Here is a 13,331-nt window from a genome sequence, read left to right on the forward strand (position 1 = left end):
CGGCTGGTGAATTTAATGGGTACCTCCTGTTCCAAAGTCATCATAAGAAGACAGGTTGGCATGATAAAAGACCACATCACCGTCCTGTAATCTAAACGTGGCTCCATACGGATCGACAAAGCGATGCTGAAACCCTTCCCGTCGCCATTGATTGCTGAGCGGCGCGTGGATATACTGCAAATGCGGTTGATTCACATTCTGATTGCGAATCGTTTCGATGTTGAAATTGACAATGATGTACCCGTCCCGCAAAAAAATAGGCGACTTATCGTCCAGCCGATTGGTGCGTCCGTACTCGGCCAAGTTGAATCCTTTGGGGACGACATACGGTGCGGCAGGTAGACTGTATTCGCCGACCCAGCGCTGCACTGACGCATGAGCACGCGAAACGTCGATGCCGGAAGGAACTTCCATACTGCCGATAAATGTCCGAAGCCGTGGCGGGAGCAACATGACATCATATCCGCCCACGTAAACGGGCTGTTGTGCATCTTTCAAAAACTGCTGAATAAACGTTTGCTGGTTGCCAGACGCACCGTTCAGCGACCAAAGGGAAGATGCCGTGTTCGTCAGTTCCTGCTGGGACATATTGCGCAAGCGGGTGTCCAGCGTCACATGACGTCGCTCCACATCTGCACTGGAGCCGATGCGAATAAACCGTTTATTCCCCGAATGATAGTACAAGTCCACCTCTTGCCGGTTCTTACCCTTGCTGTCGACAAAATAGAAGGTTGGCGTAATCTTGATCCCGTCGCCCGAACCAAACATATTGCCCATACTCATCAATTCAAATTTAATATGGTAGCCCGTTTTGACAGCCACGTTTTTCTTACCGGCATCCGGATGGCTCCCCGGTCGAATCGGCAACACGTAAGGAGGCTGATTACCCCGTGCTGCGCCGTCGATGCCCTTCGTCCCCACCCAATAAGCGTTGCCAGTCGGCGTTGCACTTCCTCGTTCTCTGCGAAATACGGTCTCCCAATTAAAGTCGGCAATGTCTGTGATGCGGAAATCATAGACACGGCCGATCACTTCAACCGGCACAACCTGTGTGGCCACATGGTGCGTCAAGTCTAAATTGGCGTTCATTTGTGACGTAAAGGAGGGTGGACTATTTTCAGCAATGGTTCGGAATAGTACATCATAATTGCCCTCGTCCACCCAAACAGGTAAATAAAACGTTGTCTGAATCTGGCCGACCGGGATCGACGTCCATGTTTCTTTCGGGATCAGCGTTTTCCGATCCGCTTTGTACACGTCAAACGGAAACCATACTTGCTTGTCGCGCATATACTTGCCATAGTCGCGATTGCCGTAACCCTTTATATCCCGATGCGCTCCATTGGTTGGGATGATGACCGTAAATGGACGATCCAGAATAAGCGCGGCTCTCCCTGTGGTCGGCAGCGTTTTTTGATTATGCGCCTGATCGTCAGATACGGAAGCCTGATTGACGACCGGCGTATGCACCGTCACCGGATTAATGCCATCAATGGGATAGCTTTGGTTCTGGCCGCCCCCAATTCCTTCGATGAGCGTAAAGAAGATCGTGCCGGAGCTTGGTTGATCGGCCTTGTTGGGTTTGCTGGCATCGATCATCAAACCGCTGCTATACAGAACTTTTTGTCCGATCTCGGGCGGAGTCGGTATCTCCCTTGGGGTCGGGGCGGTTTCTTCCGTGATCCGGTTGTCCATAATCGTTTGCCCGTTAAAGATCAGTGAGTCATTTTTCACTTTGATTTTTCCGACAGCCTGTTCCGCTTCGTTGGTCCAATCCTCATTAGGAACGGACGGGCGACTGGAACCTCCTTGAATTGTCTGCCCAGGCAACGATACATTTTGATAGACAGGATCGGTGATGTGGGCCTCACGGGAAGTGTCGTGAGAAACCGAGACCCTCGGCTGCGCGTAGCCGTTCGGCTGCAAGGTAACTTGCCCGCTGGGTAACGCGTAGTTGGAAACCTCTGCTTTTTGCAAGCCGTATACCTCTAGACGATCAATGAGCCAGTAGCTGTACTTGCGCTCCACGGTATAGCTTTTCGTTACGGTTTGCGTATCCGAGCGTGAAACAGGCACTCTGGTCGGATTGCCTTCGCTGTCCGGGGGACCGGAAACGTATTCCGTCCAGCGCAGCGTGTACGTTCGACTAACGGTAATCGGGTACGTCTTCGTCCCTTTGATTTCCGTAAATTTGTTTCGGTACAGATATGCTTTGGCATTCGCTTGAACATAGAGACTCTCCGATGTTGGGATGCCTTGAAGCACGTCGAAGCGTTCCGCACCGCGAGTATCCGCCCGGATCACAGCCGAAGCATCGGGATTCATCACTTCGTTTTCCTTGACAGCTCCAGGCTCTGTTTCGTCATCCGTATCGCCATTTCCCCCTTTGTATACCCCGATAAAATTGGAGCCTCCAGAACCGACAAAGATGGACCGATCCAGCAACTTGCTATCTCCTTTTTCCTGAATAAATAATTTCTCGTCGGGTTTGTTGTTGTTCGTGATATAAGACCGGATGATTTCATACGTCTGCCCGTCTTTGGTGAGCGTGGCTTCAAACGTGTGATTCACTTCATCTCCGGTCGCATGTTCGCCTTTATCCACCTCTTTCAGAACTTGGCCGCCTTCTGTCATATAAATCGCCTTCACCGTATTTTTCTCAGAGTATTCGGCGATTAGATTCGTTCCGCCAAGCGCGACCGTAAAGCTGCGAATGCGCACTTTTTCGTTCGTTTCCGGGTTTTCCTGCACCCATGTTTTTCGTGACGGGTCTTGCTTCGGTGATATATAGGAGCGAGCGATGGTATACGTTTTTCCATTGTCTTCGATCACCGCCGGAAATTCATGAATGATCGTTTCCCCGATCTCGAACTTTCCTTTTTCAAATGTCACATCCGGTCGGTCAATCACCCGTCCGTTTACTGTTTTAGCGATAACGTCCACCGGGAATTCCGCACTGCGGTAAGGAATATGCAAACCAAAGTAGTCATCCAGATCGTCCGGAAATCTCCAGCCTTCCGCTTGTTTGATCCCGGACAACGTATAAAACGGACCTTTCCGCACCGAGCCGTCCGCATTGACCGATACCATCACAGCATAAAAGTAAAGATCGTCATTGTTCTGAATGCCCTCCATCCCTGCTTGCCAGAGACGCTGCGTCACGATTTCTTCGGGGATTTCGTAGTATGATGTCAACGGTTGCCCCGGGATAGGAGGATCGGGATGCTGCCCGATTTGTCGTACTTCCTGATTCATAAATAGCGCATGCGGCCTGCTGCGTGGGTCAGCGCATTGTTTGGGTGATGTTGTGCTGCAAACTTGCTCCCGGGTCACCACCCAGCCCACCGTCCGATACCGAATCGAAGTGCTCGCCGCCGTGCTGGTGATTTCGAATTGAATCTTGCCGTCACGGATAATCACTTGCGGGAGAGCTGCCGCCGCTTGTTGAACGACGAAAAACGGCATAAAAAAAGTGCATGCCAGCAGCATGCACAGTACTCGTTGATAAAGTTTTCTATTGTCCACCGATCATTCCACCTTTGAAATCGTGTGGTTGAAAAACAAGCTGGCCGTTGGCGAGACTTTCAACGTGCTTCCCCAATTGCCGCCGACATTGGTGACCATTTTGATGTCGGCGTACCCTTCATACCACACATTCTTCTCAAAATCTGCTTCCTGCGGAAACCAGTTATCATAAATCAACCGTTCATGATGTTTAAACGAGAGGAATTGAACCCGAAACTTGACGCGAATATAATCCGCTCCAAACCCGTCATAAAAAATCATGGACGGCTCCGGTTCCAGGTAGCCCATAATATGAATTTGATTTTCTTTCACCCAATCCACATATTCACGAATGTATCTCAATTCCGCATTGGAGTTTTGCATCTTCGTTGCAAACATGGCCTGCGCCCACGTATCATCAATCGTGCGGTAATCTACATTTAACAACAAAGCGCCAAACGTTTTTAAGTGTCCCATCCAGATGTCCACGTTCTGCTTGTTGTATTCGGGGATGGACGCGTACAGTTCGGAAGACACTTTGCTTTCTGAAGGACGGGAGTGGGGGTACGCCATCTCGTACATCTCATTGGGAACATCGGCCAAAATGTAGGGATAGTCCGCCGCATTTTTCGGAAGATCCGTCGTGCGGAGCAAGCGCCCCCATTTATCCGTGTCGCTCTCAGAGATGTCCTTCGTGTGAATTGTCACCGTTGACGTACTGCCGTCCCATTCCACCTCTGCGCCCAGCACCTCGCTGACAAAGCGCAACGGCACATACGTCCGGCCGTCCTTGGTTACCACTTGCGTATCTAAAGCGACCTCTTGTCCATTGACAAGCGCAATATTTGAACCGATTTGAAGTCGAATCTGCTGGCCGTCCCGTTCAATCGGCACCGATTGGCTCTGAGCTTCCCAGCCAACCTTGGCACCGAGCGACTCTGCGACAAAGCGAACCGGCACTAATGTCCGCTGGTTCTCATCAACATAAGCTTGGGCATCGGGAAACCATATTTTCTTGCCGTCCAGCACCACGCTTACAAACGCAGGAGGAAGACTGGCAGCACTTGCCGTAGCCCCGAACAAGCTGATAACCAGGACGGCGAACATCAATGCCAATACTCTTTTTTTCATGAACAATCACCCCTCACAAAAAATGGTATCACGAACTATGCAAGTGGCTGCATTGAGCAAATGGAAAGGTTTTGATTCGGAATGGCAATCCCCGATTCCCTCCGTACAACTTGTACAACAGGAGCCACATGTCCACCTTTATAGGAGGCAAGTGGCACATAAGAATTGACGTATCCTTGAGTGGGATGTTGACCGTTGCTGCAATCGTATCCCAAGCCGAGTGGTCCACTACCGTACTGCTCCGCATACTTGCATTCCAATACATGCGCAAAATCAGCTACATAGAGCCCTGGAAAATCTTTAGGCAGCGCAACTTGCAAAAGTACCGATCCCACATTTCGGCGTACCATTTGCATGCCAAGATCTTGGAAATAGGGATGGTTGCTCAGCCATTCCGGAAGCGGAGACAAAAATCCCTCTGTCAAGAAAGCATTGGCAAATTCGGCGGGAAGGCTCGGACAAGCAACCGCCCGCCAAGCATAAAGGCCTGAATTCGGGGCAAAAATCGCTTCCAGCCGTTCCTCATGCGTATAATGGTAAAAAACGAAATGACCGTTTTCATCTGATTGTAAGACGTCCGCAGCGGCACGAAAGCCAAAGTCGTGCAACAACAATCCTCGCTCCGCTAACAGTCTATTGGCAAGCACTGATCGCATGATGCTGACCTCCTTGCTCCGAAAGCTTCTATTTCTCATCTTTCTTCTAGGATAATCTTTGCTAGAACAACTGTCCACCCTTAGAAAGAGGAACAAGAAAGCGGCATATATCCCTGTTGCGCCGCCGCTTTTTCGCTTGCGAACGTTTCTTCTATCGGATAGGAGAACGGACAGCTTTTGCGGTAATACACTTTCATATTGCCTTTCATTGCTCCCACAATCTCCGTCTGCTTCATCACGCGGCTGCCGCCCAGTGCGTAGTTGTTATATACCTTGCGTCCCATCGGAATTCCCTGCATAAAAGCCACAACGCCTACATCGGCAATCGTGTTGTGCCATTCCTCTAGTGGGATGGACGGAAGTGTAAACGTATAGGAAAGACCATCTCGTAGGGCGACCTCGTTATGCTTGTTGATCCGATAGGACAGCTCATCCTGCATTGCGCCCACGATCGTGCTGCGCCGCACTTCATGAAATAACGCCGCATCTCTCAACAACGGAATGTTGGCCTCCGCCTGAATGTCCCTGCGAAAACCCTCATGCCAACTGCGAGTCGCCGCAGCATACACCAGCACTTGTTCATCCAACGTAAAGGAATAGCTGTTGCCGCTTGAATCGGTATACGCATAGGGCCGTTTGGTTCCCCAAGCCGGTGCCATGACCGTCTGGCCGTTACGATCTGTCCATTCATCCTCAGCATAGACATAAAACCCGTCGTATCCAATGACGACAATCACCGGAATGTAACGGTTCAAAACCCCTTGCGCAACCGGATCGCCGGATATGCCGAAATTGGCGTACAACGTCCGGTAAAACGCTGTGAGCGCTTCCTCCCTGTTGACCGCCACTCGCTTGATCGACTCGTAGCGTGACTCATGCTGCTGATCAGCATTGATGATGAGTGCTTGTGCCGCCGCATCCACCGCTGCATCCAAGGCAGCGTCATAACGCAGCTCGAGCAGCATCGTTTGACGCATCAGTTCCACGTCAATCTGATTGATTGTGGCAAACGGGAAAAAGATCAGCACACCAACGACAGCCCATTCAATCCACTTCATTGCGTACCACCCCGCCATAAGGAATGAATATTTTATCGTTCGGGCTGACGGTGCTGTTCAGAAAATCAAACAAGACCGTGCCGGGCGTACGGCTCACATTTTTGACCGTGACGGTGAACGTATCGCCCACCCGCAGTTTGTACCTTCTTGACGGGTCGTCTCTGGGGGCAGAGCTACCGGGAAACAGCACCGGCAAGATCTGAGCGTTGTAAAACGCATCGTAATGCACTTCATACGTACCCTGGAACGTTTCTGGCCTGGTCGGATCGTCATATACCGGCACATATTTCTTGCTTTCATGTTCCATCTGCACATCGAAATCAAGGCCCGTCGCCTCAATAGTTTGTCTGAAATCGGTATACATGGTCGGTGAAATATATCCTTTGTCACGTACCGCATCCACAAACGCCGTTGTCGCCCGCAGGACGACTAATTCTGAAATATCATCCTGCTGCTGGAACGCTGTGTAAATCGGGTAGATGTAAAGCAGCAGTACGGCAAGCAGTATCGCAAACACCTTGATATAACTGTTCATGGCATTCTCCTCAACGTGTGACGACTACCAGGCGCAACAGCCGCCCGTCCGTGTCACGTTCGTGCGAGACGCTGTAGCGGCCATGGAGTTGGATTCTGTCTGAAAACCATTGCTCCCGGTTCACCGGTGATGCGTATCGGACGCCATCCACCACGATTTCCGCTTCTCCTTCTTCCAACCGCACGATGGCCTGAAACACTTCGGTTCCCGACATCCTGCCATCACCGGACAAGGGAGACAACGTTTGCCGGATGGTCCGGTCCTGCGTCATACCGGAGATATAAGCCGAATCGGCAAGCGTCGTCCCGTTTTGAAACAGCCATAGCCCGCTAACCACGGCGATCAAAAACAGGAGACAGGATGCACTCATCTCCAACATCGTTCGAGTCGCGTAATCCAATGGCTTCCTCCTTTCAGCAAAAGGGGGCGCCAGCTAGACGGACCCCCCCTTGGCTTCATTTCGGTTTCGTGCCTTATTGTTGGCGGAACACGATCCCGCGAATGACGTTGCTGCGATCCAGCACCAATTTCGCCTGAAACTTTCCGCTTGGATTGACATAGTTCACATTGGCTTCATCGACGGTATGCTCCAGACGTCCAGGCGCATCGCCAACGACCGATCCATACGTGATGCTGTCCATTGGAACGCCAATGTTGATGACTTTGCCATACCACTGTCCGGTCGGGTTTTTCCCGGTGATAATTTGAATGCCAAACTGCTCCTGATCCGAAAACTTGCGCAGTGCATTGACGACTTGGCTGCCCGAAAGTGTTGTGTTGTCATACACCGTAAAGGCCGTCTGAGATAATTCCGTTTGGATATTGCTAAAATTGCTTTGAGCTGCTTTTGTTGAATCTTGTGCGGAAATAAACAACACGACGGCGAGGGTAATGAGCGCAATTGCGAGGAAAATGCCCGCCGCCATTACCAGCGCCTTTTGTGCATTGGACATGGTCGATCTCTCCTTTAAATGTAGAAATAAAAAACGGTCCTTTCCAACATGGAAAGCACCACTAAAGATGAATCATTGAATACGTTGCAATTGCTCGTAGTACACCGACATTTGGTTCAAGCTAACAACAATGAGCGGAATGACCAGATAACCGAAAATAAGCGCCATCATTGGTGCGAACCCGATCATTCTGCCCCAGCCCGCCTTGTGCTCAATCAATCGTTCGTACTCCTGCTTGCGTTCTTCCTGTGCATACACGTACTCGGACTCCAAATCATCGAACGCTTTTCGAATCGGCAGCGTGCTTGCCGCCAGTTCCAGCTTTTCCACCATGCGCACGAATGGCTTAAAAGGCGCATCCTCCTTGAGCTGCGCCAGCGCCTGTTCAGCGCCTTGATCAAAATGGAGCAGGCATGTTTGCAGCGGCTCTTCGAACACGCGGGCGAACTGCTCCATCCAAATTAGCAAATGCTCTACCGACATGCGGTCCATATCGGCCAGCATCGCAATGACCGCCTGCAATTGATCCACTTCATGCTTCATTTCCATTTGCCGCATCTTGCGCTGGAACAGGCGAATGCCGACCGGCGCCCAGTAGCCGACCCAGCCCGCCAAAACGGTCAATAGCGCTTGCCACCATTTGACGTATTGCCTGTCGAGTTTCTCCAACTTGCCTATAATGCGCTGTGCATCCGCGCGAAGCGCTTCATCCGAACGTTCTCCTCCGGTCTCCTTTCGCAACAGCTCCAAGAGCGACTCCTCTGTAGGCCTCACCCCCTTTACTTGTTCGATGATTCTCCGATCCAGCACGGCTGCTTCCAGCGCTTTTTCCTGCTCCTCAGGCGTCGCTTGACCAAACAGCGTATCAGCATACACCGGCGCGTACAGCACTTGATGCCGATCCGCATAATGCAAAGCTATGAATAGTCCCATTGCTGCAAGAAAAGCCATGCTTCCCGCCACGATTCGCTGGACATAAAACCATTCCAACCGCAAAGGAGAAGCCGTTTCTTTCAGCAGCTTCACCATCCGTTCCGCTTCCGTTGAGCCAGGAGCAGGACCCAAACGGTGAACAAGCCAACGCATCCAGCCCCGGCCGTGCACCCATTTTTCCCATCTCTTTCGGCTGGTGATTTTCGGTGAGGTCTCCAAGTTCTGAATATGACGAAGCAGAACATAGGAGAGCCAAACGACCACCATCAAGCCGAGCTTTATGCTCCAACCCATTACGCTGCTGTAAAAGGCGTCCATCGCCGAAAAATAATAGCTGGCCCATGCTTCAATCGGACGGGTAAACAAGAGCGGAAGCAGGGCAATAACAGACAGCCCATGCAGCAAAAATCCAAGGCGTTCTCGGCGCAGCAGTTCAAAGTTTAATTCACCGGCCAATTTTCCCAATGCCTTCAAATACAATGATCCGCTATCCGTTTGTTTGTCTCCGTATTCCTTCACCAGATACGACAATCCGGCCAAACCTTTCAAATAACGGTTCGGAGCCGTTTCCAAGTATTGTTCCAGTCGTTCTTCCGCGTGGCTGTCGGTCAACACTTCAACGATTTCCTGGCCGTGCAAAGTCATTTCATACGGCGCTTCATCCGTCGCTTCGTAAATCGCTTCTTCTACCATTCCGTGTCGGTGGTAATGATGACGGACATCCCCGAAAAACTGGCGTAGCTGACGCAACAATCGCATTTCCAACCGTTGTACGAATACGTCTGTTAACATGCCGTGGCAAACCCAACCGCCAATCATCAGCATGACAAGTGTAAATACATCGCGCACCCAAAGCGTGATCGGCACAGCCGCAGCAAGCAACATGCCCCAGAGCCAAAGCGCCGTCCGCATCGTCTCCAGACGCAGTTTCCACTCATCGCCCAGGTGGAGAATGACCAAACGACGACGAATGAAGTATAAGTAGGTACGCAAGAGCGGTGCACGAGAGCAGAGGGTATAGAGTTGCTGCATGCCGTTGTGCAATGCCTGCTTGTTGCTCGTTTTGGCCGGTTGGCGCAAGGCTTCATACTTTCGTGCTGCCCCGGCTTCCCCATAGCGAGACAAAAATTGAAACGCTATGACCGCTGCAAGAAACAACAGCGTCGCTCCGCCAAGCAGCAGGGAAAGCCACTCAAGATTCATCGCCATCCCCCCAATTACACAAAAACGCCTCGAAAGCTGCCTGGTCCGGACCGGCAAGCCGCTCTGTAATATCTTTGCGGCTTTGTTCGGACAACGGATGAACCGCAACATAACGGCCGTCCCGATATTCAATGACATTTCGCGCTTCATACAGTTTCCGATCCGTGGAGCGATGGAAGTAGTCCGTCACCGTCTCCATAAACGCATCCATCTTCTCATCGAGCGTCTTTTTCTCGCGAAAGTCTGTCCGGTAAGGCATTTCCTGTGCAAGCGGTACGCATTCCGTGATGCGCTCGATATAGCGGCGACCGTCCGCATCCCGTTTTAAATGAATATCGAAGTTGATGACGCTGACCACTTGCTGTTCTGCCACCTGTTCATTGGTAAACACGCCGGTTTTGAGCAATGAATTGCGCAAGGACAACACCAAATCGCGAAACGTTTTGGCGTGGTGGGTAAACAACGTAAAAAGTGAAGCCACTTGCGCCATTTGGATCATCCAGGCCGCTACCGGGTCGGTCGCCACCTCACCCAAAATGTTGACCGAGCCGTCCGTTTTTTTCTGTATATCCAGCCCGGCCTGACCGGAGATCGTTTCCGTTTCCCGAAGGCTGAGAATATTACGATTCGGATAAATTTTGCGCAGTTGCAGTTCAAAGCTCATCTCTTGAACGCGAATCGGGAGCAAGGCGGATATATGACGCACCATGGCCATAAGCAGCGTCGTTTTCCCGCTGCCCTGTGCACCAGTTATCGCCGTAATGCGCTCTCCCATCACAAGATAGCGAATCAGAGCAATCGGCAGTTCCGCATGTTCATCGCGAATCAGCTGTTCTAAAGTGGCATTTTGCACATCAAATTTGCGCACAAAAAAAGCCCACGACTCGGCAAATCGGGGGCGCAGCACCACGACACGAGAACCGTCGGCCATTTCATTCACCTTGTATCCGGTCGTTTCGGACAACTGGCCGGGAAAATTATGCTTGTAGATGTTTTGGCATACACGCCGCAGTTCCAGTTCCGATCCAAAGGAGAGGAAACTAAGGTGGATGGATTTCCCCTCATAAAAAACCCACACACTATCATGCGCCCGCGGCACCTCACCGAGTTGAACATCCCCGTCCCAATCCCATGTTTCTTCCCATACGGAAGGCGGCAAACCGGACACTCCGCCGGACACGCCGTCAATGCGCATATCGCGCAGTTCGTCCACGACACTAAAGCCTTTGTAGTGCTGGTAAATGCGCTGCACCACGATTTGAAGTTTATCCTCATCCGATAGCTGGACGTCCTCTTGTTCATAAATCTCGCCGATCTCCTCAGACGTAATACGGTAAGACAGCTCCTGTTCTTCATGGGCATTCGGCTTGGGCCGATCCAGATCATAGCGGCGTATGAGTTCACTAAGCGCATGATAGCCGTGACGTTTTTTGTATACATGAAGCAAGATGTCAAACCGATCCTGATGCGACAACGATTCAGGGCGATCAAACGGGATCAACCGGTTCAGATGTTCATGATCCAACGTATAGTGCTGTGCAAGCAAATCGGTTATATATTGCTTGACATACATTTTGTCACGCAGATCACCAGACGTGCATCCGCGCAGCGCTTTTTTCATCTCGGCCCGCTTGTTTTTCCGTCGCCGATACTCTTCTTCTGATAGACCGTAATCCGTCAGATTGGCGCTTATCACGTCATGCAGTGCTCCTTTGACGTATTCTTCCATCGCCTTCAACGTGTACACCGGCGCTTCCTGCTGGCGTTCCGGCAAGGTTCGGCTCATGCGCAAATACAGGAACAATACGCCAATTAAGACAATGCCTCCGATTAACAGACCATGTAACACGCCCATCATATCGGGGTCTCCTTCCCGCCGAAAAAGGCATTGTGCATGCCCGTTTTGTCCATCATCCAACCACCGTGTATTGTAACTGACCGAACATGTTTGTAAACGCCGTCCATAAGGACGCAACAAATTTTTATGGGTCAAAGATGAGTACCGATCATATTTTCCGAATACGAGCACATGCTTTTTAGTTGCGAGCATCGCTTGAAGTTCATCCATCCGAAAAAAACGATGGACAGCCAACCGATTTTGCGGGAGGCACACCACCAGCACATCCGCCAGCCGCAGTAAACTGTTGGTCCATTCCGATGAATTTCCGCTGCCGCCATCCACAAACACAAGATCATACATCCGTTTCGCCATGCTTAGCAGCGATTCCATCCAAGGCGTGGCCATGTCAATAAAACGATCATCCGGCTTGCTTGAACCCGGCAGCAAGTCGAGCCTGTCCTTTAACAAAGGCAGCGTGTAATCCCGAATCATGTTGGGTTGCAATTTTCGGTTTTGCAGCAGTCGCAATAACGCATCTACCCCCATATTGACTGAGACATCCATGTCCATCTCCCGAGAGGCATGCGTTTGATAAAAGCATTGCTTCAAGGCGATATCGTGACTTTCACAATGACCCAGCAGCAACATATGTGCCGAATACTCCAGTCCCATGACCGAGGCAGTCGCTGCCAGATTGCTCGTTGTCCCGGTTCCCGATACCGGACTCCAAAACACGATTGTATGTCCCGTCACCGTGTCCCCTCCTTTTCTCAATCATTTTGATCAGCTTGATTAGCGACGGAAGGCAGCGCGTTCTTGGCGAAGTCGCTTCCATGCCCTGCGAACGGTTTTGTCGTCCCAATCAAACAACTGTTGTGCCATCTCCCATATCGTGCGGCGGTACGTTCCCGATAGTCCCTTCACATCGATGCGGCCATGATGCTGGTTTTCCAGCTCGGCGGATACATCACGCTCATCCAGCGGAAAACGAAAAACCGCTTCCTCCCAGCGAATGGTCTGCTGAGCAAAGGCGGAATCGAGATACGCTTCGGAGATGGTCAGAGGAACAACGGATAGCATCATCTTGTAAAACGATACCGGTTGATTCTGTGCTTCATGCAAGCATAACCGCTGCATCAATTCGACATTTCGCTGCATGGTCAATCGGTTGAAATTGCTGCACCAGATCCGCTTGTCGTAATGGGGTAACTCCCGCCCTTTGACCATTTCGGTATGGTCGGTGTCCAGCAGCATCACATCGTAATCCATGCCATTTGCTTTCTGATACAAGTATCGTTCCATCTGCGAATACAAGATAAACCCACAGGCCACGTCCACACCTTCAAACTCGTAGAGCGGGGCGCGTAATTCTTCCTGCGGCAAATATCCCTGTGTCGTTTGTGCGAGAGTGGAGTCCACCATCAGCACCTTGTAATCCATTGCGGCCAGGAGTTTGCCAAGCAATAACAGCACATGGCTTTTATCCGGCGCTCCTAAAAACACAATGTTTTTCATGGT

At 51.0% G+C, this 13,331-nt stretch carries 10 protein-coding genes; all 10 read right to left on the reverse strand.

Features of this window, described 5'->3' with window-relative positions:
- Positions 1-12: 12 nt before the first annotated feature.
- Entirely contained in the window at positions 13-3,525 is a 3,513-nt protein-coding gene (locus MKX64_RS04720; RefSeq protein WP_341035435.1) for a DUF5704 domain-containing protein, read from the reverse strand.
- 3 nt (positions 3,526-3,528) lie between these two features.
- The gene (locus MKX64_RS04725; RefSeq protein ID WP_341035436.1) at positions 3,529-4,635 is read right to left on the reverse strand and encodes a copper amine oxidase N-terminal domain-containing protein; all 1,107 of its coding nucleotides are present in this window, start codon (positions 4,633-4,635) and stop codon (positions 3,529-3,531) included.
- Between the two features lie 35 nt (positions 4,636-4,670).
- Positions 4,671-5,291: a hypothetical protein gene (locus tag MKX64_RS04730; protein WP_341035437.1), complete on the reverse strand. Its 621-nt coding sequence runs from the start codon at positions 5,289-5,291 to the stop codon at positions 4,671-4,673.
- Positions 5,292-5,371: 80 nt separating this feature from the next.
- Positions 5,372-6,349 carry a hypothetical protein gene (locus tag MKX64_RS04735; protein ID WP_341035438.1) on the reverse strand — a complete coding sequence of 326 codons (978 nt, stop codon included), beginning with the start codon at positions 6,347-6,349 and terminating at the stop codon, positions 5,372-5,374.
- On the reverse strand, positions 6,336-6,884 hold the full coding sequence (locus MKX64_RS04740; protein ID WP_055109602.1) for a hypothetical protein: 549 nt from the start codon (positions 6,882-6,884) through the stop codon (positions 6,336-6,338). Before MKX64_RS04740 ends, MKX64_RS04735 begins: the two co-directional genes overlap by 14 nt.
- Before the next feature lie 10 nt (positions 6,885-6,894).
- Positions 6,895-7,254, reverse strand: a complete 360-nt coding sequence (locus MKX64_RS04745) for a hypothetical protein (RefSeq protein WP_341035439.1) — start codon at positions 7,252-7,254, stop codon at positions 6,895-6,897.
- Positions 7,255-7,357: 103 nt separating this feature from the next.
- Positions 7,358-7,837, reverse strand: a complete 480-nt coding sequence (locus tag MKX64_RS04750) for a hypothetical protein (protein ID WP_054819771.1) — start codon at positions 7,835-7,837, stop codon at positions 7,358-7,360.
- A gap of 72 nt (positions 7,838-7,909) precedes the next feature.
- On the reverse strand, positions 7,910-9,973 hold the full coding sequence (locus MKX64_RS04755; protein WP_341035440.1) for a hypothetical protein: 2,064 nt from the start codon (positions 9,971-9,973) through the stop codon (positions 7,910-7,912).
- Positions 9,963-11,831: a pilus assembly protein CpaF gene (locus MKX64_RS04760; RefSeq protein WP_445670828.1), complete on the reverse strand. Its 1,869-nt coding sequence runs from the start codon at positions 11,829-11,831 to the stop codon at positions 9,963-9,965. Before MKX64_RS04760 ends, MKX64_RS04755 begins: the two co-directional genes overlap by 11 nt.
- A gap of 774 nt (positions 11,832-12,605) precedes the next feature.
- Entirely contained in the window at positions 12,606-13,328 is a 723-nt protein-coding gene (locus tag MKX64_RS04765) for a hypothetical protein (RefSeq protein WP_341035442.1), read from the reverse strand.
- Positions 13,329-13,331 lie beyond the last annotated feature (3 nt).

Source organism: Paenibacillus sp. FSL M8-0334, from assembly GCF_038000405.1.
GTDB classification, from domain to species: domain Bacteria; phylum Bacillota; class Bacilli; order Paenibacillales; family Paenibacillaceae; genus Paenibacillus_AQ; species Paenibacillus_AQ campinasensis.